Source organism: Massilia sp. YIM B02763 (assembly GCF_030412015.1).
Classification (GTDB): Bacteria; Pseudomonadota; Gammaproteobacteria; order Burkholderiales; family Burkholderiaceae_D; genus Telluria.
The window spans coordinates 182,756-206,390 of sequence record NZ_JASNRD010000002.1 but is presented as its reverse complement, the minus strand read 5'-3'; the positions used below and the strand labels follow the sequence as shown (position 1 = coordinate 206,390).

The 23,635-nt window shown below is 67.1% G+C and carries 23 protein-coding genes, 1 tRNA gene, 2 pseudogenes and 1 riboswitch; of the genes and pseudogenes, 14 read left to right on the top strand and 12 right to left on the bottom strand.

The window, feature by feature from the left end; genetic code table 11:
* Positions 1-73 precede the first annotated feature (73 nt).
* Positions 74-580 (top strand): annotated as a pseudogene (locus tag QPK32_RS04450) (site-specific integrase); the annotation flags it as partial.
* Positions 581-732: 152 nt separating this feature from the next.
* On the opposite strand, the gene QPK32_RS04445 reads toward QPK32_RS04450, so the two are convergent.
* From QPK32_RS04445 to QPK32_RS04405, 9 genes are all read right to left on the bottom strand, one after another.
* Positions 733-808: transfer RNA gene (locus QPK32_RS04445), tRNA-Lys, on the bottom strand.
* A 61-nt stretch (positions 809-869) separates the two neighbouring features.
* Positions 870-1,631 carry a tol-pal system protein YbgF gene (gene ybgF / locus QPK32_RS04440; RefSeq protein WP_290411563.1) on the bottom strand — a complete coding sequence of 254 codons (762 nt, stop codon included), beginning with the start codon at positions 1,629-1,631 and terminating at the stop codon, positions 870-872.
* A gap of 104 nt (positions 1,632-1,735) precedes the next feature.
* The gene (gene pal / locus QPK32_RS04435) at positions 1,736-2,263 is read right to left on the bottom strand and encodes a peptidoglycan-associated lipoprotein Pal (RefSeq protein ID WP_290411562.1); all 528 of its coding nucleotides are present in this window, start codon (positions 2,261-2,263) and stop codon (positions 1,736-1,738) included.
* A gap of 25 nt (positions 2,264-2,288) precedes the next feature.
* The gene (gene tolB, locus QPK32_RS04430; protein WP_290411561.1) at positions 2,289-3,551 is read right to left on the bottom strand and encodes a Tol-Pal system beta propeller repeat protein TolB; all 1,263 of its coding nucleotides are present in this window, start codon (positions 3,549-3,551) and stop codon (positions 2,289-2,291) included.
* 52 nt (positions 3,552-3,603) lie between these two features.
* Positions 3,604-4,677: a cell envelope integrity protein TolA gene (tolA, locus tag QPK32_RS04425; RefSeq protein ID WP_290411560.1), complete on the bottom strand. Its 1,074-nt coding sequence runs from the start codon at positions 4,675-4,677 to the stop codon at positions 3,604-3,606.
* Between the two features lie 7 nt (positions 4,678-4,684).
* On the bottom strand, positions 4,685-5,113 hold the full coding sequence (locus QPK32_RS04420) for an ExbD/TolR family protein (RefSeq protein WP_290411559.1): 429 nt from the start codon (positions 5,111-5,113) through the stop codon (positions 4,685-4,687).
* A 21-nt stretch (positions 5,114-5,134) separates the two neighbouring features.
* A complete protein-coding gene (gene tolQ / locus QPK32_RS04415) occupies positions 5,135-5,818 on the bottom strand; it encodes a protein TolQ (protein ID WP_290411558.1) in 684 nt (227 codons plus the stop codon).
* Between the two features lie 22 nt (positions 5,819-5,840).
* On the bottom strand, positions 5,841-6,245 hold the full coding sequence (gene ybgC / locus QPK32_RS04410) for a tol-pal system-associated acyl-CoA thioesterase (protein ID WP_290411557.1): 405 nt from the start codon (positions 6,243-6,245) through the stop codon (positions 5,841-5,843).
* A gap of 243 nt (positions 6,246-6,488) precedes the next feature.
* Positions 6,489-7,235, bottom strand: a complete 747-nt coding sequence (locus QPK32_RS04405; protein WP_290411556.1) for an SDR family oxidoreductase — start codon at positions 7,233-7,235, stop codon at positions 6,489-6,491.
* Positions 7,236-7,414: 179 nt separating this feature from the next.
* Positions 7,415-7,542: riboswitch (ZMP/ZTP riboswitch) on the top strand.
* Positions 7,543-7,636: 94 nt separating this feature from the next.
* Here QPK32_RS04405 and glyA point away from each other — a divergent pair.
* The 9 genes from glyA to QPK32_RS04360 all read left to right on the top strand — a co-directional run bounded on the left by glyA (position 7,637) and on the right by QPK32_RS04360 (position 14,826).
* Positions 7,637-8,884, top strand: a complete 1,248-nt coding sequence (gene glyA, locus QPK32_RS04400; RefSeq protein WP_290411555.1) for a serine hydroxymethyltransferase — start codon at positions 7,637-7,639, stop codon at positions 8,882-8,884.
* 135 nt (positions 8,885-9,019) lie between these two features.
* Positions 9,020-9,478: a transcriptional regulator NrdR gene (gene nrdR, locus QPK32_RS04395; protein WP_290411554.1), complete on the top strand. Its 459-nt coding sequence runs from the start codon at positions 9,020-9,022 to the stop codon at positions 9,476-9,478.
* Positions 9,479-9,619: 141 nt separating this feature from the next.
* Entirely contained in the window at positions 9,620-10,159 is a 540-nt protein-coding gene (gene pilV, locus QPK32_RS04390) for a type IV pilus modification protein PilV (RefSeq protein ID WP_290411553.1), read from the top strand.
* Positions 10,156-11,100, top strand: a complete 945-nt coding sequence (locus tag QPK32_RS04385) for a PilW family protein (protein ID WP_290411552.1) — start codon at positions 10,156-10,158, stop codon at positions 11,098-11,100. Before pilV ends, QPK32_RS04385 begins: the two co-directional genes overlap by 4 nt.
* Positions 11,097-11,891 (top strand): pilus assembly protein, encoded by a 795-nt coding sequence (locus QPK32_RS04380; protein WP_290411551.1) that lies wholly within the window; start codon positions 11,097-11,099, stop codon positions 11,889-11,891. Before QPK32_RS04385 ends, QPK32_RS04380 begins: the two co-directional genes overlap by 4 nt.
* A 53-nt stretch (positions 11,892-11,944) precedes the next feature.
* Complete coding sequence (locus tag QPK32_RS04375) at positions 11,945-12,409, top strand: type IV pilin protein (protein ID WP_290411550.1); 465 nt, start codon at positions 11,945-11,947, stop codon at positions 12,407-12,409.
* Positions 12,410-12,416: 7 nt separating this feature from the next.
* Complete coding sequence (locus QPK32_RS04370; RefSeq protein WP_290411549.1) at positions 12,417-12,983, top strand: GspH/FimT family pseudopilin; 567 nt, start codon at positions 12,417-12,419, stop codon at positions 12,981-12,983.
* Between the two features lie 86 nt (positions 12,984-13,069).
* On the top strand, positions 13,070-14,164 hold the full coding sequence (gene ribD, locus QPK32_RS04365) for a bifunctional diaminohydroxyphosphoribosylaminopyrimidine deaminase/5-amino-6-(5-phosphoribosylamino)uracil reductase RibD (protein ID WP_308632448.1): 1,095 nt from the start codon (positions 13,070-13,072) through the stop codon (positions 14,162-14,164).
* A gap of 23 nt (positions 14,165-14,187) precedes the next feature.
* Complete coding sequence (locus QPK32_RS04360; RefSeq protein WP_290411547.1) at positions 14,188-14,826, top strand: riboflavin synthase; 639 nt, start codon at positions 14,188-14,190, stop codon at positions 14,824-14,826.
* 11 nt (positions 14,827-14,837) lie between these two features.
* On the opposite strand, the gene QPK32_RS04355 is transcribed toward QPK32_RS04360, so the two are convergent.
* Together QPK32_RS04355 and QPK32_RS04350 are read right to left on the bottom strand one after the other, a co-directional pair.
* Positions 14,838-15,617, bottom strand: a complete 780-nt coding sequence (locus tag QPK32_RS04355) for an SDR family oxidoreductase (RefSeq protein WP_290411546.1) — start codon at positions 15,615-15,617, stop codon at positions 14,838-14,840.
* Complete coding sequence (locus QPK32_RS04350) at positions 15,614-15,940, bottom strand: nuclear transport factor 2 family protein (RefSeq protein WP_290411545.1); 327 nt, start codon at positions 15,938-15,940, stop codon at positions 15,614-15,616. Before QPK32_RS04350 ends, QPK32_RS04355 begins: the two co-directional genes overlap by 4 nt.
* A gap of 70 nt (positions 15,941-16,010) precedes the next feature.
* Here QPK32_RS04350 and QPK32_RS26635 point away from each other — a divergent pair.
* The 3 genes and pseudogenes from QPK32_RS26635 to QPK32_RS04340 all read left to right on the top strand — a co-directional run.
* Positions 16,011-16,175 (top strand): annotated as a pseudogene (locus QPK32_RS26635) (hypothetical protein); the annotation flags it as partial.
* Positions 16,176-16,178: 3 nt separating this feature from the next.
* On the top strand, positions 16,179-16,967 hold the full coding sequence (locus QPK32_RS04345; RefSeq protein WP_290411544.1) for a LysR substrate-binding domain-containing protein: 789 nt from the start codon (positions 16,179-16,181) through the stop codon (positions 16,965-16,967).
* A gap of 154 nt (positions 16,968-17,121) precedes the next feature.
* Complete coding sequence (locus tag QPK32_RS04340; RefSeq protein WP_290411543.1) at positions 17,122-19,080, top strand: S9 family peptidase; 1,959 nt, start codon at positions 17,122-17,124, stop codon at positions 19,078-19,080.
* Positions 19,081-19,305: 225 nt separating this feature from the next.
* Here the strand turns inward: QPK32_RS04340 and QPK32_RS04335 are convergent, their stop codons facing one another.
* Positions 19,306-22,197 carry a pitrilysin family protein gene (locus QPK32_RS04335; RefSeq protein ID WP_290411542.1) on the bottom strand — a complete coding sequence of 964 codons (2,892 nt, stop codon included), beginning with the start codon at positions 22,195-22,197 and terminating at the stop codon, positions 19,306-19,308.
* Between the two features lie 245 nt (positions 22,198-22,442).
* Between QPK32_RS04335 and ribBA the strand changes: the two genes are divergently transcribed.
* Complete coding sequence (ribBA, locus tag QPK32_RS04330) at positions 22,443-23,555, top strand: bifunctional 3,4-dihydroxy-2-butanone-4-phosphate synthase/GTP cyclohydrolase II (protein WP_290411541.1); 1,113 nt, start codon at positions 22,443-22,445, stop codon at positions 23,553-23,555.
* The last annotated feature ends 80 nt before the right edge of the window (positions 23,556-23,635 follow it).

The following is a 23,635-nucleotide window of genomic DNA, read 5'->3' as shown; positions in this document are numbered from 1 at the left end:
TCATGTAGGCACCATGAACTACCCGGTGCTTGATAGGTGGGTATGTTGATGCAAAAACGACGAATGACGACGAATGAGAATCGACGCCCGGCATGAATTGCCGATTGATCAGAACCAGATACTAGTCCCGATCAGCTTGGCATTGAGGTTGAAGGCGCTGCCCGAGCACCAGCGAGACATCGCGTTGTTTGCGCTGGCGACTGGGCTAAGGCAGGGCAATGTGGTCCGTCTGCGATGGTCGCAAGTTGACATCGAGCGTCGTACAGCCTGGATCGTAGCCGATGAGGCAAAGGGCGGCGAGGACATTCACGTTTCGCTGTGTAATCTGGCGGCGAAGGTACTCGAGCGCCAACGTGGCAAGCACTCGGAGCGCGTCTTCACGTACGAGGGCAACCCGATCAGGTACGTGAACACGAGGGCCTGGCGCAATGCCTTCAAGCGAGCCGGCATCGCTAATTTCCGCTGGCACGATCTGCGGCACACCTGGGCCAGCCGGCTAATTCAGAACAGTACGCCGTTGTACGACCTGCAGGAGATGGGCGGCTGGAAGTCAGCAGCAAAGGTGCCGCGGTACGCGCACTTGGCGCCGGCACACATGGCGCGCCACGCGGCAGTAGTAGACGGGCTTCTGCGCGTCACAAGTACGGCAAAGTATGTAAAAGAGCCGACTGCCGCAGATACAAAAAAAGCGTCACGATCACTCGCAACGCCTTCATTGTTACTACTGTATTCTGGTAGGCCGTGCTGGGCTCGAACCAGCGACCAACGGATTAAAAGTCCGCTGCTCTACCAACTGAGCTAACGACCCGAAGAAGCAAGATTATAGGGTGCTTCCTGACCCCTGTCAAATACTCATCAAGAAAACGTGCTTACTTGAGCGAAGCGAGGCGTTCCTTGGCGGTCTGGGCGGCGGTGGCGTCCGGGTACTTCTTCACCAGCGCCTGCAGGGTCTTCTTGGCGTTCTTGGTGTCCTTCAGCTCGACGTAGTTGCTGGCGATGTTCAGCATGGCGTCCGGGGCCTTGGCGCTGGTGCCGTAGTTCGAGACGACGGCTTCCTGGGCGGCGATCGCGTTCTTGTAGTCGCGCTGGGCGTAGTAGGCGTTGCCGAGCCAGTACTGGGCGTTGGCGGCGTAGGCCGATTCCGGGTACTGGCGCACGAAGGCTTGCAGGGCGCCGATCGCGCCCTTGTAGTCGCCGGACTTGAACTGCTCCATGGCGGCGTCGTAGGACGCTTTTTCGCTCGGCAGGACTTCGGCGGTCTGGCCGTCGATGACTTCCTGGCGCGGCTCGAGCTTGCGCATGCGGGCGTCCAGGTCGGCGTACAGGTCTTTCTGGTTCTTTTGCGCGGTGGCGATCTGGTTCGCCAGCACTTCGACCTGGCCGCGCAGGCGCGCGATTTCCTGCATCGTCTGCTCGTGCTGGTTCAGCATGTCGAGCGTGGAGCTCTTGTCGGCCTTGGTGTCGAGGCGGCCGTTGACGTCGCGCGTCAGCGCTTCGAGCTTCGCGCGCAGGTCGAGGATCGCGCGGCGGGCCTCGTCGTCGTCGAGCAGGCCGGCGCTCGCGTGCAGGGGGAACCAGGCGGCCAGGGCGAGGGCGACGGCTGCAAGGCGGAGCTGAGGCAGTTTGATCATCTGTAAACTTTCTAAATCCAAATGGAAACGGGGCGGGATGCAGTCTGCACTGCCTCCCGCCCCGCTGTCAATCGACCGTCACGAACGGTGTCGACAGCGCCAGATTATTGGTAGACGATGTCGGCACGGCGGTTTTCAGCCCAGGCCGCTTCGTTGTGGCCGTCGGCCTTCGGCTTTTCCTTGCCCAGCGAAACGGCTTCCAGCTGGCCGTCCGACACGCCCAGGGCGGTCATGGCCTTGCGCACGGCTTCGGCGCGCTTCTGGCCCAGGGCCAGGTTGTATTCGGTGCCGCCGCGCTCGTCGGTGTTACCCTGGATCAGGACCTTGCGGCCGGTGTTCTTGGTCAGGTAAGCCGAGTGGTTCTCGACGACCGGCTTGCCGTCGGCACGCACGGCGTAGCTGTCGAAGTCGAAGTAGACGCTGCGATTGGCCAGCACGCCTTTCGGGTCGTTCAGCGGATCGACGTTGCCGGTTTCGACCGGACGGATGTCGCGGCTGGTGTCTGCCGGCGGGGCGGCTTCGGCCACCGGTGCTTTTTCGACGACCGGGGTGTCGTTCAGCTTGGTGGACGAGCAGGCCGACAGCAGGGCTGCTGCGGTAGCGATGAAGGCTGCGGTTTTCAGATTGCGCATGGTTTTTCTCCTGGTCAAAAAATTTTTACTTCATGAACGGGCCCCAGCTGGGCTCCCGAATGTTTCCCGCCTGGGTGCTCAAGCGTTGCTTGATGCGCCCGTCAACCGACACCACGGCCAGCGCGGTACGGCCGCCACCCTTGGTTGCATACATGATGTATTTGCCGTTCGGCGAAAAACTCGGTTCGGTGGCCCCGTCGGCCAAGCGTTGTTCCTGGCCGCTGGCCAAGTCCATCGCATACAGAGAAAAACCCCCATCGCGTTGCGAAATCCACGCCAGCGTCTTGCCGTCCGGGGAGAGTCGAGGGCTGATATTGTAGTTGCCGTTGAACGTGACACGGGTGGCCTGGCCGCCGCCCACGCTCATCTTGTAAATCTGCGGACCGCCGCTGCGGTCGCTGGTGAAATAAATGCTCTGGCCGTCGGCCGAGAAGCGCGGTTCGGTGTCGATGCCGTTGCTGGTGGTCAGGCGGCGCATGCCGCTGCCGTCGGCATTGACGATGAAGACTTGCGTATTGCCCGTGCGCGACAGCGCCAGCGCCAGCTTGGTGCCGTCCGGCGACCAGGCCGGTGCCGAGTTGTTGCCCTTTTCGTTGGCGACGATCGTGCGCTGGCCCGTGACCAGGTTCTGCACGTAGATCACCGGCTTGCGCAGCTCGAACGAGACGTAGGCGACCTTGGTGCCGTCCGGCGACCAGGACGGCGAGATGATCGGCTCCTTGCCGTGCGCCGCGATCTGCTCGCCGAAGCCGTCGGCGTCCGCCACCACCAGCTTGTAGTCGCGCGGGCCGTCCTGCTTCACGTAGGTGAGGCGGGTCGAGAAGATGCCGCGCACGCCGGTCAGCTTTTCGTAGATGTCGTCGGCGATGCGGTGCGCCTCCAGGCGCGTGTTGCGCGCGGCGACGGCATCCGCCAGTTGCGAGATCGGCGCCTGCTTGACGGTGTCGAGCAGTTTATAGCGGACTTGGAAACGGCCGTCCGGCATCTTCTGCACGGAGCCCACCACGAGGGCATCGGCGCCGCTGGCCTTGAAGGCGCCCAGGTCGACGCTGGCGCTGTCCGAAATGGCCTGGCGCGCATCGATGACCTTGAACACGCCGCTACGCTCGAGGTCGGCACGAATGATGGCGGACACCTGTTCCGGCGCCACGGATTCGTCGGCGAACGCGGCAACGGCGACCGGGATCTGGTTGCTGCCCACGCCGGCGATCTCCACGCGCAGCTGGGCATGTGCGGCCGTGCCCATCAGGAGGGACGCCGAAAACAGCAGGGTATGTAGTTTCTTCATAAATCTCTCAACTCAGCAATGGTTTGGCTCGGGACGCTCATCTCCGCCCGCGTTACTGCAGATCTTTCATGCGGAAATTGATCTCAAGGGTACTCTCTACCGTACCATCTTTCTTCTTCGGCAGCGGGTCCGATTTGCGAATGCCTTTTTCGACGGCATCGTCGAAAGCGGGCACGCCGCTGCTCTTCGTTTTACGCACCGACAGGATCTCGCCGGTAGGCAATTGTTTCACAATGAAGGTGACCGTCGGATTGCCCGGTTCGTCCAGGTCGCCCGCGTACGAGGTATTGCCCTTCACCTTGGCCGTGATGGCCGCGACGTAGCCCTTGTCGCGGCCCGGTGCGCTCGACTTCTCGGCGGTGCCGGTGCTGCTCGGCGAACCGGAACCGGCGGCGCCCGTGATGCGGCGCATTTCCTCGGCGCGCGCGGCGTCGCGTTTCTTCTGGTCGGCCGCTTCCTGCTTCTTCTTCTCGGCGTCGGCCTTTTTCTTCTTCTCGGCCTCGTCCTTCTTCTTCTGCTCGGCTTCCTTCTTGGCCGCGTCCTCGCGCGCCTTCTTCTCCGCCGCTTCCTTCTCTTTCTTCGCTTCGCGCTCTCGCTCCTGTTCGCGTTCCTTCTTCTCCGCCAGGGCCTTGGCCTTCTTCTCGTCCTCGCGCTTCTGCTGCTCGATGCGTTTCTGTTCCTCGCGCTCCTGCTCGCGCTGCTTCTCGCGTTCTTCGCGTTCGCGCTCCAGGCGTGCCTGTTCCTTGCGCTTTAGTTCTTCCTGGCGCTTCTTCTCGCGTTCGAGGGCGATGTCGGGCTGCTTCGGCGGGGCCGGCTGTTCCACCGGGGGCGGCGGCGGTTCGACGGCGCGCGGGGTCGGCTCCGGCGGTGGCGTCTCGGGTTCCGGTTCCGGCTCGGGTTCCGGCGGCGGCGGGGGCGGAGCGGCGATCTGCGTGTCGACGTCCCAGATCTCGGCCTCGACGGCCACAGGCGTATTGCTTTGCCAGTTCACGCCGATCACGAGGAAGGCCAGCAGCAGGGCGTGCACGCCCACCGCCAGGCCGATCGCGGGCCAGCGGTTCGGTTCCGGCGGTACCCGGTAGTGCGGGCCGGCCGTGTCGTTGTCGTTGCGCTTCTCTGCTGCCATCAGTGTGTTATTTCGTGGCCAGGCCGACGCGCTGGATGCCCATCTTCTTGGCCTCCGAGATCAGCTGGATCACGTCGTCGTACTTGCTCTCGCGGTCGCCCGCGATCAGGACCGGGTAATCCGGATGCTCTTCGTGGATCGCGGCCAGGCGCTGGATCAGGGCCTGGCGGTTCGAGACGTCTTCCAGTCCCTGCGGTTTCTTGCCGTTGATGCCGATCGCCAGCTGGCCCTTGTCCTTGACGGCGATCTGGATGTAGTCGTCCGGCGGCTGGGTCGAACGCTCGGCGCTCGGCAGTTTGATCTCGCTCGGGTTCTGGGCCGGCGGCGTCACCATGAAGATGATGAGCAGCACCAGCATCACGTCGATGTACGGCACGACGTTGATCTCGGACTTGAGCTTGCGGCGCGAGCTGCGCATGCTGCTGTTGAAGGCCATGTCGGTGTCCTCGTGCGTCGGTCAGCGCGACTGGCGCTGCAGGATGTTCGAGAATTCCTCGACGAAGCTCTCGAAGCGGATCGCCAGGCGGTCGATGTCGTGCGTGAAGCGGTTGTACGCGATCACGGCGGGAATCGCGGCGAACAGGCCGATGGCGGTGGCGATCAGCGCCTCGGCGATGCCCGGCGCGACGGCGGCCAGCGTGGCCTGCTGGACGTTGGCCAGGCCGCGGAACGCGTTCATGATGCCCCACACGGTGCCGAGCAGGCCGATGTACGGCGAGACGGAGCCGACCGAGGCCAGGAAGTTCAGGTGCGTGTCCAGATGGTCCAGCTCGCGCTGGAAGGCGGCGCGCATGGCGCGGCGCGCACCGTCCAGGACGGCGCCGCCGTCGAGCGCATCGCGCGCGGCCTGCTTGCCCTTGATGAACTCGCCCATGCCGGCTTCGAAGATGCGGGCCAGCGGACCGCTCTGGTCGCGCTGGCTGCTGGCGCTCTGGTGCAGGGTGTGCAGGTTGCCGCCGGCCCAGAAGCTGCGCTCGAACTGCTCGGTCTGGCGGCGCGCGGCGCGCAGCGCGAAGATCTTGCGGAAGATATAGGTCCAGCTGGTGAGCGAGACCGCGAACAGCAGGGCCATGATCAGCTGCACCAGCACGTGTGCGTGGCGAATCAGTTCAATGAAGGAAAGGTCTTGGGCTGCGCTCATCGTCGTAGTGGGTTGGGATTATTCAGGCGGCACGCATTTTAGCAGCGGCAAGGTCGGGAAGGGAGCGCGGACGCATCGTGGCGGCGTCCACGCAGCCGACTTTCACGTCGGCGGTCGCCAGCAAGGTGTCCCCGCGCCAGGCTTGCTGGGCGAACTGGACCGATGCGCGGCCGAGCTTTTCCACGGCCAGGGTGAGTTTCACGTCGTCGTCCAGGCGCGCCGCGGCCAGGTACTCGACGGAGGCGCTGCGCACCACGAACGCCACGCCTTCCCGGGCGAGCAGGTCTTGCTGGTGGATGTCGAGCGAACGCAGCCATTCAGTACGCGCGCGTTCGAAGAACTTCAGGTAGTTGGCGTAATAAACGATGCCGCCCGCGTCCGTATCTTCGTAATAGACCCGGACTGTCCAGGTGAAAAGGGAAGGCATTTCAGCTGCCGTTTATGAAAATGGGAAACATTTTACGCCATTTTTGCCGTCGATATGTACGGTAGAGCACCTATACCTAATGTATGGACCGCAATTACATGGCAAAACATCAAATAATCAGTAGATTTGGCTAAAGATCATTTGTGCTAAGCCAGCAACTCTAGCATCGATCCATGCATATTTGGCGCCGCTGTTACAAATCGCAAACATTTGTAACGGCCGCGCGCCGGCAATCATCACGCATCAGCCGCGCTTGATGTTGAACGGCGAGAAGCCCTGGCAGGTCGGCATCAGCTCGATCAGGTTGACGTTGACGTGCGGGGGGAGGGTGGCGATCCAGTAGGCGGTCTCGGCGATGTCCTCGGCGGTCAGCGGCTGCGTGCCTTCGTAGACCTTGGCGGCGGCATCGTCGTCGCCCTTGAAGCGCACGTTGGAGAATTCGGTGCCGCCGCACAGGCCCGGTGCCAAGTTGGTGGCGCGCACGCCGGTGCCGACCAGGTCGGCGCGCAGGTTCAGCGTGAACTGCTCGACGAAGGCCTTGGTGGCGCCGTACACGTTGCCGCCCGGGTAGGGGTAGTGGCCGGCCACGGAGCCGAGGTTGATGACGAGGCCGCTGCCGCGCTCGACCATCGAGGGCAGCAGCGCGTGGGTCATCGTGACCAGGCCCTTGACGTTCGTGTCGATCATGGTTTCCCAGTCTTCCAGCGGCACTTCGTGGGCCGGCTTGGTGTTCAACGCCAGGCCGGCATTGTTGATCAGCACGTCGATCTGGCGCCAGGATTGCGGCAGCATCGACAGCGCTTCCTCGATCGAAGCCTTGTCGGTGACGTCCATCGCGATCGGCAGGGCCGACTCGCCCAGTTCCTTGGCCAGCGCCTCCAGGCGGTCCTTGCGGCGCGCGGCCAGCACCACCTGGTGGCCGTTCTTGACGAAGGTGCGCGCCATCGCGGCGCCGAAGCCGGCCGATGCGCCGGTGATGAAAACGATCATGATGGATTCCGGTTGGACTGCGGGATGAACTGCAATGTCGAATTGCGAGATTGTAGCCGAATTGGCCATATTGAGTGCCTGTTCATGCCGCTTGCCTGCCGGGCAACCCCGGGGTTGCCCGCGGGTTGTCCCGTTTCTTGCTTCGCCGTGGGCTCTTCCCGTACAATCGGGAGTTCCATTACATCTCACGTAACTGGCGAAAGCTGCGCGATACCGCGCCGGTCGAAGACCGGGCAGGCGTGCGGCGAAGGTGGGAATCCACCGGGGAACGTGAGATTTCCATATGCCGTTCGCCTGGGCAGCCCTTGATTGGTCGCGTGAAAAGCGCGGTTGTCCCCTGCCGCCGGCCCCGCCCCTTCAGCGCTACCCATTGCCGGGTTCTCTTACGATTGGAGTTTTTCATGTTTGCAAAAGATCACACGCTCGCCAAGGTCGACCCGGATCTCTGGGATGCCATCCAGAAGGAAAACAAGCGCCAGCAGGACCACATCGAGCTGATCGCATCCGAGAACTACACCTCGCCGGCCGTGATGCAGGCCCAGGGCTCGCAGCTGACCAACAAGTACGCCGAAGGCTATCCGGGCAAGCGCTACTACGGCGGTTGCGAATACGTCGACGTCGCCGAGCAGCTGGCGATCGACCGCGTCAAGGAACTGTTCGGCGCCGAAGCCGCCAACGTGCAGCCGAACTCGGGCTCGCAGGCGAACCAGGGCGTGTTCTTCGCCATGCTCAAGCCGGGCGACACCATCATGGGCATGTCGCTGGCCGAAGGCGGCCACCTGACCCACGGCATGGCGCTGAACATGTCGGGCAAGTGGTTCAACGTGATCTCCTACGGCCTGACCGAGCAGGAAGACATCGACTACGAGGCGATGGAACGCCTGGCGCGCGAGCACAAGCCGAAGCTGATCATCGCCGGCGCCTCCGCCTTCTCGCTGCGCATCGACTTCGAGCGCTTCGCCCGCGTGGCCAAGGAAGTCGGCGCCTACTTCATGGTCGACATGGCCCACTACGCCGGCCTGATCGCGGCCGGCGAATACCCGAACCCGGTGCCGCACGCCGACTTCGTCACCTCGACCACCCACAAATCCCTGCGCGGCCCGCGCGGCGGCATCATCCTGATGAAGGCCGAGCACGAGAAGGCCATCAACTCGGCGATCTTCCCGGGCATCCAGGGCGGTCCGCTGATGCACGTCATCGCCGGCAAGGCCGTCGCGTTCAAGGAAGCGCTGTCGCCGGAGTTCAAGGCCTACCAGCAGCAAGTGGTCAAGAACGCCAAGGCGCTGGCCGCGGCCCTGATCGAGCGCGGCCTGCGCATCGTCTCGGGCGGCACGGAATCGCACGTGATGCTGGTGGACCTGCGCTCGAAAGGCCTGACGGGCAAGGAAGCGGAAGCGATCCTGGGCCAGGCGCACATGACCTGCAACAAGAACGGCATCCCGAACGACCCGCAGAAGCCGTTCGTGACCTCGGGCATCCGCCTGGGCAGCCCGGCCTTCACCACGCGCGGCTTCAAGGAAGCGGACGCGACCAAGGTCGGCCACCTGATCGCCGACGTGCTGGACAACCCGCACGACGCCGCGACCATCGAGCGCGTGAAGGCCGAAGTCAAGCAACTGACCGACAAATATCCGGTCTACGAAGCGTAAGCTTCGACAAGCGCCCGCGGGCGCTCGTGTTACCGGCGCTCCCTCGCTGTCTTGGTGGGAGCGCCATGTTCCAGCTTCGCTTCGACGCAGCGTCGACGTATCAACCACGCATCAACCACGCAGTACCGGCGCCCCATGAAATGTCCGTTCTGTCACCATGACGACACCCAAGTCCTCGATACCCGCGTATCCGAGGTGGACGATGCCATCCGGCGCCGGCGCCGCTGCGTCCAGTGCGACAAGCGTTTCACCACCTACGAGCGCATCGAGCTGTCGATGCCGTTCATCGTCAAGAAGAACGGCAGCCGCAGCGAGTACGACTCGTCCAAGCTGCGCGGCAGCCTCATGCTGGCGCTGCGCAAGCGTCCCGTGGCCGCCGACGCGATCGACCGGGCCGTCGCCACGATCGAGGAAAAGCTGCTCACCAGCGGCCGCCGCGAAGTGGACTCCGTCCACGTGGGCGAACTGGTGATGCAGGAACTCCAGCGCCTGGACAAGATCGCCTACATCCGCTTTGCTTCCGTCTACAAGAACTTCGAGGACCTGGCCGAGTTCCAGGAAGCGATTGCGGAAGTCGGGCAGCCGCGCAAATAAGCCACGCAAATAAGCCACGCAAGTAAGCCTTTAGAGCCGTACCGACCGACCAGGTTGCATCCGCACGCTTGAGGCAGCTCACTGCTGGCCCGGACTCGGCTGCTAACTTCGCATCTCATGCAAACGGGATGGGGGCGGGCAATGGATGGCGGCAGACTCAGTGTCGGCGGATTCACCCTGGTCGAAGTGCTGGTGGCCCTGTTCGTGGCCGCCCTGGGCATCGCCGGCGCCTGCGCGCTGCAGACGCTGGCCCTGCGCTCGCAGCAGGAAGCGGCGCGCCTGGCCGACGGCGTGCGCCTGCTGTCCACCCTCGCCGAACGCATGCGCGCCAATCCGCCCGCGATGGCGCTGCCCGATGGCGGCAACCCGTATGCCCAGTTCGACGTCGACGCCGGCAGCGGCGCTCCGGACGCCGCCGCGTCCTGCTTTGCCGACGGTGATTGCGACGCCGTCCAGCTCGCCGAATTCGACCTTGCAGAAGTGGCGCAGGCGCTGGTGGAGCGCTTTCCCGGCGGGCGCCTGTGCGTCTGCCGCGATGCCGGCGCGGCAACGGCATGGGCGTGCGCCGCCGGGCCCGGCGCGCCGCTGGTGGCCAAGCTCGGCTGGCGCGAATCCTCCGACCGCCGCGGTGACGGTGGCGCGCCCAGGCTGCTGCTGGCCTTGCCCGGGGGCGCGCCATGATGCGCGCCATGATGCGCCCGTGTCCAGCACGCAGCCGCGGCATGACGCTGCCGGAGATGCTGGTGGCGCTCGCCATCGGTCTCGCCGTCCTGCTCGGGGCCGGGCACTTGCTCGTCCTCGCCAACAGCGCCTATGCCGCCCAGATGGAGCTTGCCGCGATGGATGATGGCGGCCGCTATGCCCTGGAGCTCGTCGCCAGGGCGCTGCGGCAGGCTGCGGCAACCGATCCCGACAGTCTTCTCGCCGCCGGCGCCGATGCCGCGCCGGCCCGCATCGCCGGGCTCGACGCCCGCAGCGTGGGCCGCACGACGCCCGGCATCGAGGAGCCTTCCGCGGATGCCGTCGGCGGCAGCGATGTGCTGGCCGTGCGCTTTCCCGGCAGCGGCCCCGTGCCGGACGGCGACGGCAGCAGCGTCGACTGCGCCGGCTTCACCGTGGCCGGCGGGGAGGAGGGCTGGAGCATCTTCCATGTCGCGCGCAACAGCCAGGGCGAGGCGGAACTGCGCTGCAAGTACCGCGGCAACGCCAACTGGAGCGCCGACGCCATCGTGGCCGGCGTCGACGGCTTCCAGGTCCTGTACGGCATCGACACGGACGAGCCCCGCGACGGCGCCCCGAACCGCTACGTGAACGCGGATGCCGTGCGCGCGCTGGACGCGGCCCTGGGTACCGCCGACGAGCAGGAGCTGCGCCGGCGCACCTGGTGGAAGCGCCTCGTCAGCGTGCGCATCGGCCTGCTGCTGCACGGCGCAAGGGCGACGCGGACCCGGCCCGGCGATGCCGACTATGCGCTGCTCGGGCCCGCTTACGGCGAGTCCGCCGAGGCCGGCGCGGCGGACGCGGGCAGCGTGCTGCGCGAGGCCGCGATGACGCCGGACATGCGCCTGCGCGAGCGGCGCCTGTTCACGATGACGGTCGCCTTGCCGGCCGTGGCGCCATGATGCGGCCTCCGTCGATACGTCCTGCCGCCCAGCGCGGCCTGGCCCTGGCCAGCGTGCTGCTGTTGCTGGCGGCGGCGATGGTCATCGGCGTGGCCGTGGCGCGCGGCGCCTTTGCGCTGCTGGCGTCCGCGCGCAACGAGGGCGACCGCGTGACGGCGCGGCTGGCGGCCGAGGCGGCGCTGCTGGACGCGGAACGCGATCTCGCGGGTGCCGGCCTTGGCGCCGATGCCGACGCGGCCGCGCGGGCGGCGCTGCTGGCGCAGGCGGAAGGGGCCGGCTTCGCCGACGGCTGCGGCCGCGGTCCGGCCGACCTCGGCCTGTGCCGGGTGGCGGCGCCGCCCGCCTGGCAGGACATCGACCTCACCGACCCGGAGGCCGACGTGCTGGTGCCCTATGGCCGCTACACGGGCGCCGTGCTGCCGCTCGGGGCCGGCACGCTGCCGGCGCGCCTGCCGGGCTACCTCATCGAAAAGCTGGCGCCCGCCGGCGCCGATCCGGCGCAGGGCGGTTTCTACCGCATCACCGCCATCGGCTTCGGCATGCGCGCATCGACGCAGGTGGTCCTGCAGTCGCTGTTCCGCCAGGCGGCGCCGGCCGCGCCCGGCACCTCCGCCGACGAAGAAGGGGAAGGCGGTGGCGCTCCCGCCGACGGGGCCGGAGACGACGATGACCCGGGCGCCGGACCGGACCCGCCACGACCGCCGGCCGCGCCGCCGCCGCCGCCCGCCGGCCGCATCGGCTGGCGCGAGATCGCCAACTGGCCCGAGCTGCACGCCCGCGCCCAGCAGTGACAGAAGCACGTGACACAAGCACGTGACATGAACATGTGATCTGCGAGGTACCGATGACGCCGTCCCGCCATGCCGCAGGATTCACCCTGCTCGAAATGCTGATCGTGCTCGCCATCCTGTCCATCCTTGGCGCGCTCGCCTATCCGAACTATGCGGGCTATATCGTGCGCACCAAGCGTGCGGAAGGGCAGTTCGCGCTGATCGAGGCGATGCAGGCGCAGGAACGCTACCGGATGCGCCACAACGGCTACACGGCGTTCGCGGCGGACGGGATGCCGGACGAGGATGCCGGCGCGTTCCGCTGGTGGTCGGGCGCCGCGGCCGCGTCCAGCCATTACGAGCTGGACGCCTACGCGTGTCCGGGCATGGAGATCGCCGACTGCGTCGAGGTGCGCGCCCGGCCCGGCACGGCCCGCGTCAACGCGCGCTTCCGCGATCCGGATTGCGGCGCGCTGACGCTGGACAGCCAGGGGCGCCAGGGGGCGCAGGCGGCGAACGGCGCGCGCTGCTGGCCATGAGGGCGCCATGAGGGGCTGGTCCAGGACCACCGGCGGCTTTTCGCTGGCGGAGCTGGCCGTCGTGCTGGCCGTGTGCGCCGTCACGCTGGCGATCGGCGCGCCCGACCTGGCCGCGCTGCTGCGCACCCAGCAGCTCAAGGCCGCCACGGGCGACCTGTTCGGCGCGATCAACCTGGCGCGGGCCCAGGCGCTGGCACGCGGGCGCCAGGTGAAGCTGGTGCCGCTCGACCCGGCGGGCGTCGACTGGGCCCGCGGCTGGACCGTGTTCCAGGACAACGACGGCGATGGCGCGCCTGGGCCGGGCGACGACGTCATCGCCGCGCACGGACCGCTGGCGCCGAGCATCGCCGTCGACTTCGCCTTCACGAGCCCAGCGCCGCCGTTCTATATCGCCTACAATGGCGCCGGGCGCAGCTGCAGCGCAACGAACGCCGCCGCCGCGCGCTGGGGCACGCTGTCGCTGTTCCATGGCGACGGCATCCGCCGTATTAAAATCAATATGCTGGGACGGGCGCGCACCTGCGATCCGGCGCGCGACGACAACTGCGAAGGCGCCTCCGCGCCGCCGTCCTGATGCCGATGCGTTTTCCGGCGCAGACGGCACGAACGAAGCACAGCAAGGAACGACACACGGTGCAGATACTGAGCGATACCGAAGGCATGGCGCTGGCCCTGGAATGGGCGGCTAAAGGCATGAGCATCACCGCGCCCAACCCGCGCATCGGCTGCGTGATCGTGAAGGACGGCGCCGTCATCGGCGCCGGCCACACGCAGCCGGCCGGCCAGGCCCATGCCGAGATCCAGGCGCTGCGCGACGCCCAGGCGCGCGGCAACGACGTGCGCGGCGCCACCGCCTACGTGACGCTGGAGCCGTGCAGCCACTACGGCCGCACGCCGCCGTGCTCGAACGCGCTGGTGCAGGCGGGGCTGGGCCGCGTGGTCGCCGCCATGACCGATCCGAACCCGCTGGTGGCGGGACGGGGACTGGCCCAGCTGGAAGCGGCCGGCATCGAGGTCAGCGCAGGCCTCATGGCGGACCAGGCCCACGAATTGAACATCGGCTTCTTCCAGCGCATGCGCCACGGCCGCCCGTGGGTGCGCCTGAAGACGGCCGCCAGCCTGGATGGCGCCACCGCGCTGGAGAACGGCGAGAGCCAGTGGATCACCAGCCCGCAGGCGCGCACCGACGGCCATGCCTGGCGCGCCCGCGCGAGCGCGATCCTGACCGGCATCGGCACCGTCAAGGCCGACGACCCGCAGCTCACCGTGCGCGGCATCGACCTGCCGGACAACGCCGTGGCGCCGCGCCGCGTGATCGTCGACAGCCGCCTCGACATCGACCTGGACGCGCGCATCCTGCAGGGAGCGCCGTGCTGGATCGTGGCGGCGCAGCCGGATGTCGCCAAGGAAGCAGCCCTGCGCGCGCGCGGCCACGAGATCCTCATGCTGCCCAACGCTGCCGGCAAGGTCGACCTGCCGGCGCTGATGCTGGAACTGGGCCGGCGCGAGATCAACGAGCTGCACGTCGAGGCCGGTTCGAAACTGAACGCCTCGCTCGTGCGCGAAGGCTGCGTCGACGAATTGCTGGTCTACCTGGCGCCCAGCCTGGTCGGGCCGGGGCAGGGCATGTTCGCGCTGCCGCCGCTGGCGCGCCTGGCGGACAAGCGCCAGCTGCGCTTCCACGGCGTGGCCCAGGTCGGGCCGGACCTGCGCATCGTCGCCCGCTTCGACCACGAACAACATCAACACGCATAAGCATTCAACACGAAGGAACCACCATGTTTACTGGAATCGTCGCTGCCGTGGGCAGCATCAAGACTGTCAAGCCGCTGGAAGGCGGTTCGTTCGCCGGCGTGCGCCTGGACATCGACGCGGGCGGCCTGCCGCTGGCCGACGTCGCGCTGGGCGACTCGATCTCGATCAACGGCGCCTGCATGACCGTGGTCGAGAAGAACGACAGCGCCTTCGCCGTCGACGTCTCGCGCGAAAGCCTGAACCGCACCGTCGGCCTGGACCAGCCGGGCGAAGTGAACCTGGAAAAGGCGCTGACGCTGGCCGAGCGCCTGGGCGGCCACCTCGTGTCCGGCCACGTCGACGGCCTCGGCACCGTGCACAGCTTCGAGCAGGTCGGCGAGTCGTACAAGCTGGTCGTCGATGCGCCCCAGGAACTGGGCAAGTTCCTGGCCTATAAAGGCTCGATCGTCGTCAACGGCGTGTCGCTGACCGTCAACGACGTCCAGGACGTGCGCGCGGAAGGCAGCGCCGCCGCCTGCTGCCGTTTCTCGATCAACCTGATCCCGCACACGATCGCCGTCACCACGCTCAAGCACCTGCATGCCGGCGCCAAGGTCAACCTCGAGATCGACCTGATCGCGCGCTACGTCGAGCGCATGCTGAGCGCGACCAGCAAGGCCTGAGCAGCATCAGTCTAGACGGTGGGAATCGTTCCGCCGTCGATCACGATCTCCGCGCCGTGCACCGACGCCGCAAGCGGCGACAGCAGGAAGGCGACCAGTTCCGCGACCTCCTGCGGCTGCCCCGGCCGGCCGATCGGAATGCCGCCGAGCGAATCCATGACGGCCTGCCTCGCCGCGTCCTCGCTGCTTGCCCGGTGCGCGGCCAGGCGCTGGATGAAGTCCTGTGCCGCGCCGGTCTCGATGAAGCCGGGCGCCACGCAGTTGACGCGGATGCCGCGCGGTCCGAATTCGTTCGCGAGCGACTTGCTGTAGTTGCGCAGCGCCGCTTTCGCCGCCGCATAGGCGACGGTGGATTCGTGCAAGGGCAGCAGGCGCTGGATCGATGTGATGTGGACGATGGCGCCCGCGCGCCGTTCCAGCATGCCCGGCAGGAAGGCGCGGTCCAGCCGCACGGCGGACATCAGGTTCTGCTGGAGCGCGGCATCCCACTCCCCATCGTCGAGCGCCAGCGCGCCGCCTCCCGGTGCCGCGGAGCCGCCGACGTTATTGACCAGGAAGTCGAGGTGGCCGAACTCGCCCAGGACGGCCTCGGCCGCGTGGCGTGCGCCTGCGGCCGTGCCGACGTCGGCCTGCAGGTAGCGGACGCCGGGGCACGGCGCCGCCGGCGCGTGGCGCGCCGTGCTGATCACGGTTGCGCCGCGTTGCGCCAGCACGTGGACGAGCGCCTCGCCCATCCCCTTGGTGCCGCCCGTGACCAGCACGTGCTTGCCGTGGAAGGAACGGTCGTTCATGCGCGGACCTCCAGCGACCCGATGCCGTCGGGCTGCAGCGCGAAGCGGAATTCCAGCATCGTGGGGCTGCCTGGGAAGTTGCCGCTCACACTGGCACGTAGCACGCGCAGGCCGTCGCTGTCCACGAGGGTCTGGGGATCGATCGTGGCACGGTAGCGCTCGGCACTGTGCTGCGCCCATGCGGCGATCTCGGCGTTGCCGCGCTTCACGGTGCCGTCGTCGTCGACGATGGCATCCGCGACGAAGCAGCGCGCGACGCCGGCAGGATCCTGGTTGTTGCTTGCCTCGACGTAGGTGGCGATCTGGGAAGGTAATGGAATCATGCGGGTTCTCCTTGTTTGTATGGGGCCAGTGTAGGGCCCGGCGGCATGGCGAAAAAGCCATGAAACGGCTATGCTCCTTGAACCACAGGTTCACAACTGGAACGATGAGCTCCCTGGAATTGATACGGTTGTTCCTTGCCGTTGCCGAACTGCGCAGTTTCACCCTGGCCGCCCGAAGCTGGAGGTCAGTCCGACGGCAGTCAGCAAAGGTGTACGCGCGCTGGAGAGCCGGCATGGCGTGACCCTGTTCACCCGCAATACGCGCCGCGTTTCCCTGACCGATGCCGGCGCTTCTCTCCTTGCCGCGCTCGGGCCCGCCGTCGGCCAGATCGACGACGCCTTCGCGGAGCTGGCCCGGTTCCAACAGCGCCCCTCAGGCCATCTGCGGGTGACGGCGCCGCGGGCGTTCGGATTCCTGCTGGCGCGCCACCTGGTGCCGCGCATGCAGGCGCGCTACCCGGACATCACCTTCGACCTCTCGCTCGACGATGGCCTCGTCGACCTGCTGGCGGCCGGCTACGACGCGGGCGTGCGGCTGGGGCAGGCGATTGCGCAGGACATGGTGGCCGTTCGCCTCAGCCGGCCCCTGTCGTGGTCCCTCGTGGCGTCGCCCCGGTATGTCGAGGAGCACGGTGCCCCCGCCGTCCCGCGCCAGCTGCTGGCGCATCGCACGATCCGCTACCGTTTTTCGACGTCCGGCGCGCTGCCGCCATGGCGGCTCCGGGACGGCGAGGGCGAGTTTCAGCTCGATACGCAGGCAGCGCTGTGCGCCAACGATACCCGCATGATCGCCGAGCTCGCCCGCCAGGGCCTCGGCATCGCCTACCTGCCGGATATCGAGATCGAAGACGACGTCGCCCATGGCCGTCTCGTGCGCGTGCTCGCCGGCTGCGTACCGGAGACGTCGGGCTTGTACCTGTATTTTCCGATGCGCAGCCAGAACCAGCCGAAGATGCGGGCGCTGGTCGAGCAGGTGTCGATCCTGGCCGGGGAAGGCGTGCTGGACATCGCCCCGGGGCCGGTGTGAGGCCGAGGAGGCCGGCGTGAAACAAATATTTCTTCCAAAAAGCAATTGGCGTAGACTGCTTGCTGGCAATTCCAGCAATGTAGGCGCGGCATGCGCGCGTCCGTATTGACGAGAGAATTGTCGCCCCCACAATGACAAACCATCAGGACGCGACATGACCAAGAAGCATACGAAGACGGTGGCACAGGCGGCGACGCTGCTGGCGCTGCTGGCAGCAGCCGGACTGGCCTCGGCCGACCCGAGTGGAATGCGCAGCTACCGCGCGCTGGCGCTGGACGGCGCGGGCGAGCGCATCGCCGCGATCGAGAGCGTGGACGGCGAAGCGAAGGCGGGTCCGCGCGTCGTCGTGCGCGAGCGCGCCGGCGGCAGGATCGCCACCACGTACCAGTCCGATTGCCAGGGCTGCCGTCTCGATGCCCCGGCCTGGTCGCCGGATGGCAAGGCGCTGGCCGTCGTCGGCAGCGATCCGAAGGCCGGCACGGCCACCGTCTACCTGCTCAAGGACGGCAGGATGTCGGCGCTGGCCAGCGTGAAGGGCGTGGCCAGCACCGTGCGCTGGTCGCCGGACGGCCGCCAGCTGGCCTTCCTCGCCACCGTCGGCGCCAGGAAACTGACGGGTGCCGTGGAAGCGGGCGCGCGCCAGGTCGGCGAGATCGGCCTCGCGCAGGAAGAGGACGAGCAGCGCATCGCCGTGATCCCCGCCGCGGGCGGCGAGGTGCGCCTGGTGTCGCCCGCCGACACCTTCGTCTACGAATACGACTGGACCCCGGACGGCAGGGGCTTCGTCGTCACCAGCGCCAAGGGGAACGGCGACAACAACTGGTGGGTCGCGACCCTCGGCCACGTCGATGCTGCCAGCGGCAAGCTGCGCGTGCTGGCGGCGCCGAAGATGCAGATGAACATGCCGCACGTGTCGCCGGACGGCCGCACGGTCGCCTTCATCGGCGGCCTGATGAGCGACTTCGGTTCCGTGGGCGGCGACGTCTACACCGTGTCGATCGACGGCGGCCAGCCGGTCGACGTCACCCCCAACTACAAGGGCACCTTCAACGGCATCGCCTGGCGCGGCAAGGAACTGCTTGCCTCCGTGCTGGCAGGGTCGGACGCGGGCGTGGCGACGATCGACCCGGCCGCGCGCAGCGCGCGCATCCTGTGGAAGGGCCCCGTCACCGCGTCGGCCGGCCGCGACGGCCGCTTCGCGTTCAGCGCCGACGGCAAGATCGCCGCCTCCGTCCACGAGGACTACGAGCACGCGCCGCGCATCGTCGCCGGCCGCCTGCCGGACCTGGCGCCCGTCACGCGCGACAACGAGGGTTTCACCGCCCAGGTGTCGGCGCGCAGCGTCGGCTGGACCAACGACGGCTACGACGTGCAGGGCTGGCTGATCGGTCCCACGAAGATCGAGTCCGGCAAGAAGTATCCGATGATCGTGCAGGTGCACGGCGGCCCCGCTGCCGCCGTGACGCCGCGCTACGTGGCCGCCGGCGACAGCGGCAACCCGCTGGCGCGCGACCTCGTCAAGGCCGGCTACTTCGTGTTCATGCCGAACCCGCGCGGCAGCTACGGCCAGGGCAGCGCGTTCGGCAGCGCCAACAGGCGCGACTTCGGCGGCGGCGACTGGCGCGACATCCTGGCCGGCGTCGATGCCGCGATCAAGCAGGCGCCGATCGACGGCGAACGCCTGGGCCTGATGGGCCATTCCTACGGCGGCTTCATGACGATGTGGGGCGTGACGCACAGCCAGCGCTTCAAGGCGGCCGTCGCCGGCGCTGGCATCGCCAACTGGATCAGCTACTACGGCCAGAACGGCATCGACCAGTGGATGGTGCCGTTCTTCGGCGCCACCATGTACGACGATCCGGCCGTGTACCGTGCCGCCTCGCCGATCGAGTCGATCAAGGCGGCCAAGACGCCGACGCTCATCTACGTGGGCGAGCGCGATGTCGAGTGTCCGCCGGCGCAGTCGTTCGAGTTCTGGCACGGCCTGAAGGCGATGGGCACGCCGACCGCGCTGGTGGTGTACGAGGACGAGGGGCATGCGCTGCGCAAGCCGGAGCACCAGAAGGACTTGCGTGCGCGCGAATTGGCCTGGTTCGCCAAATACCTGCGGTGACGGTAGGGTGGACGGCTATGCCGTCCACGCGTTCAACGTTCGTTGGCGAGGCCGTAACCTGTAACGGCGCCGATGTCTACGTTCGTTGGCGAGGCCGTGACCTGTAACGGCGCCGATGTCAACGCTCGTTGGCGAGGCCGGGACTTGTAACGGCGCCGATGTCGGTTTCGAGGAATCGGCCGGTACGTATCACCGCGTGGACGGCGGAGCCGTCCACCCCACGCCTTACCGTTGCGACACCGCCTGCTCCCGCTTGGCGGTCGCCGGATTCTCCGGATTCAACACCACCTGCACGTAGTTCTGCGTGTTCAGGTAACGCTGCGCCGCCTGCTTCACGTCGTCCGCCGTCAGCGCCGCCACTTCCTTGTCGAAGCGCAGGATGTTGGCCGGGTCCGTTCCCTCGGTCAGCGAGGTCTGCAGCGTAGCCAGCCAGTAGCCGTTGTCCTGCAGCGACTTGCGGTAGGACTGGAGCCAGTTGGTCTTGACCTTGTCCAGTTCGGACTGCTCGGGGCCGCGCGTACGCAGGCGCTCGATCTCGGCGAAGGTGGCGTCGACGACCTTGCCCACGTTCTGCGGGCCGGTCGGCAGCGTCACGCCGACCGTGTAGTGGCTGTAGGGCAGGCGCGTCATCGAGCCTTCCATGCCGCCGCCGTAGATCAGGCCCATCTTTTCGCGCAGCACGTCGATGATGCGCAGGTTCATCACTTCCGTCAGCGCGCCCAGGCGCAGCTCTTCCTTTTCCGTCACGTCGGCCGGACCCGTGAAGGTCAGCGACACGGTGCTGCGGTCTTCCGAGCCGCTGTTCACCACTTTCTTGACCACGCCCTTCACCGGGCGGATGCCCAGGTCGCGGTAGGCGGTCGGGATGTCGGGCGTGGGCAGGCTGCCCAGGTAGGTAGCCAGCAGCGGCTTGATGGCGGCCACGTCGAAGCTGCCCACGAAGATGAAGGTCAGGTCCTTGGCGCTGGAAAAGCGCTCGCGGTAGATCGCGATGGCGCGGTCCAGGTCGATGCGCGCGATGTCTTCGGGACGCAGGGCGCGCGGCGCGCGCGGATTGTTGTCGTACAGCGTGGCCAGCACGGCGTCGCCGAACAGCGCGCCCGGCTGGCCCAGGCGGTTGCGCGCGAGTTCCATCTGCTTGCCGATGAAGGATTTGTACAGGTCCTCGTCGCGCCGCACGCCGGCGAACTTCAGCCATACCATCTGCAGCATCGTCTCGACGTCGGTGGCGCCGGCCGTGCCCGCGACCACGTCCGTGTTGGTGCCCAGGCCGGCGCTGACGGCGGCGGCCTTGCCGGCCAGGATCTTGCGCATGTCGACGGGCGTGAAATCCTTCAGGCCCATGGCGGCGACGATGGTGTCCGCATAGCGCGCATTGAAGGTGTCGCGCTCGTCGAACAGGCTCTGGCCGCCGAACCGCGCCGCGCTCATCAGGACCTGGTCGTTGCGGAAGGTGGTGGGCTTGAGGATCACCTTGACGCCGTTAGACAGCGTCAGGCGCGTCAGGCCCAGGCGCGCGTCCTGCGTTTCCGACGCGATGCTGCCGGGCTTCGGCGGCTGGTCCATCAGGCGCGCGGCGACGGCCTTCTCGTCGTGCTTCTGGACGTCGCGCCGCTCGGCCGCGGCGACGGCGGCCAGCAGCTGGTCGCCCGTCGGGATCGCGGCGCCTGCGCCGGACGGGCCCGTGTAGATCACGAGCTTGCCCGAGTCGGCGGGAATCGTGCGGCGCGCGTAGGCGTTGATCTCGTCCAGCGTGATGCCGGGCACCATCGCGTTCACGAAGCGGTATTCGGCGTCGATGCCGGGGATCGCCTCGCCCTCGAGGAAGTGGCGCATGTATTCGGCCGCGTACTGGGCCGAGTCGGTCTTGTCGCGTTCGTTCCAGGCGAGTTCGTAGGTGCGCAGCAAGGTCTTCTTGACGCGTTCCAGCTCGGCGGCGCCGAAGCCGAACTGGCGCGCCCGTTCGTTTTCCTGCACCAGCGCGTCGATGGCGGGCGTGGGGCCGTTCTTGCCCAGCGCGGCCATCGCGTTGTACGAGCGGTAGCGCGGCGTCAGGCGGCCCGGCGCGCTGCTGGCGCCCATGAACGGCGGCGACGCGGTCTGCGCCAGTTCCGCCAGGCGCTGGTTCAACATGCCGGAGAACAGGCCTTCGACGAGCTGTTCGCGGTAGCCGGCCAGCGTGGCGCGCTCGCGGTAGGGCTGCACGGGGTAGCGGATCAGCACCGAGGCCGGGCCCGATTCCTTGTCCGTCACCACCAGCGCCTCGGTGCCCGTGCGCGCAGGGATGGCGGCGTAGTCGCGCTTGCGCTCCGGTACGGGGTTCTTCAGGCCGGCGAAATGGCGCTTGACGAGCTGCTCGACCTGGGCCGGGTCGACGTCGCCGACGGCGACGACGGCCATCAGGTCGGGCCGGTACCAGTCGCGGTAGAAGCGGCGGATGGCGTCCGGTTTGAAGTTGCGCAGGATCGCTTCCTGGCCGATCGGCAGGCGGTCCGCGTAGCGCGAGCCGTTGTAGATCTTCGGCATCAAGACCTTCTGCATGCGGTCGCCCGCGCCTTTGCCCAGGCGCAGTTCTTCCAGCACGATGTCGCGTTCCTTGTCGATGTCCTCGGGGTTCAGCGTCAGGCCGTGCGCCCAGTCTTCCAGCACGAGGAAGGCTTTATCGAGGTCTTGCGGACGCTCGGCCGGCACGGGCAGCACGTAGACGGTTTCGTCGAACGAGGTATAGGCATTCAGGTCGGCGCCGAACTTGACGCCGATCGACTGCAGGTAGGACACCAGCTCGTGCTTCTTGAAATGGGTCGAGCCGTTGAACGCCATGTGCTCGGTGAAGTGGGCCAGGCCCTGCTGGTCCTCGTCCTCGAGGATCGAGCCGGCTTTCACGACGAGGCGCAGTTCGAGCTTGTGTTCCGGCTTGCGGTTGCGCTGGATGTAGTAGGTCAGTCCGTTGTCCAGCTTGCCGACCTTGACCTGCGGGCCGATCGGCAGCGGCGCGTTCAGGTCGGGCAGGGCCGCCGCGGCGGATGCCGGGGCTGCCAGCGCCTGGCCCGGTACGGTGGCAACCAGCGGGAACAGGAGGAGGGTAAAACGGACGAGGCTGGTGAAACGGGAGATCATGCGGAGGGTGTCCGGTTGGGGCTGAAAACCCATTCTAACCTGCCCACGGCGCCGCACAGTTACAGCACGGCATGATCTATGACACATATTGACAGACATATCGTTGTCATAGTGCAACGAACATGAACATGCCGGCATTGTTCATGAAGTCCTGGCGGCAGGAAATGGCCGGGGAGGGCAGTTAAATATTGCCGAATCCTTTAAAATAGCGGATTTCGTACCAGCCGCCCGAAGCGAGGAACCCCATGCCCATCTCCACCACCCAGGAAATCGTCGAAGAACTGCGCGCCGGGCGCATGGTGATCCTCGTCGACGAGGAAGACCGCGAGAACGAGGGCGACCTGGTCCTCGCCGCCGAGCACGTCACGCCGGAAGCGATCAACTTCATGATCCGCCACGCCCGCGGCCTCGTGTGCCTGACGCTGTCCGAGGAGATCTGCGACCGCCTGGAACTGCCGATGATGACCAGCCGGAACGGCACCTCGTTCGGCACCAATTTCACGGTGTCGATCGAAGCGGCCGAAGGCGTCACCACGGGCATTTCGGCGGCCGACCGCGCCCGTACCATCCAGGTCGCCGTCGCCAAGGATGCGAAGCCGGAAGACCTGGTGCAGCCGGGCCACATCTTCCCGCTGCGCGCCGTCAAGGGCGGCGTGCTGATGCGCGCCGGCCATACCGAGGCGGGCTGCGACCTGACCGAGATGGCGGGCCTGACCCCGGCGTCCGTCATCTGCGAGATCATCAAGGAAGACGGCACCATGGCGCGCCTGCCGGACCTGCTGGAATTCGGCCAGGAACACGGCATCAAGATCGGCACGATCGCCGACCTGATCCACTACCGCAGCCAGACCGAGACGCTGGTCGAGCGCGTGGCCGAGCGCACGCTGTGCACGGCCCACGGCGACTTCCAGCTGATCGCCTTCCGCGACCAGCCGAGCGGCTCGGCCCACCTGGCGCTGGTGCACGGCGAGCCGGCGACTGCCCAGGAATCGCTGGTGCGCGTGCACCAGCCCGTCTCCATCCTGGACGTGCTCGACACCGCCTGCACCTCGCACTCGTGGAACCTGGCGGCGGCCATGCAGGCGGTCAAGGCGTCGGACGCCGGCGTCATCGTGCTGCTCAATTGCGGCGAGACGGCGGCCGAGCTGTTCGAGCGCTTCGGCACCATGGACAAGCCCGCCTCCCGCCCGGCCGGCCGCGCGGCCAACCTGGACCTGCGCACCTACGGCATCGGCGCGCAGATCCTGCGCCAGCTGGGCGTGCGCAAGATGAAGCTGCTGGCCAATCCGCGCAAGATGCCGTCCATGACCGGTTTCGACCTGGAAGTCACCGGTTACCTGGCCAAGCCGGAAGCGTAAGCCAGCCTATTTATAAAACGACGGGGCGCGTTACGCAAGGGCGTTACGCGTTACCATTCACATCAACGAATCAACAGAAC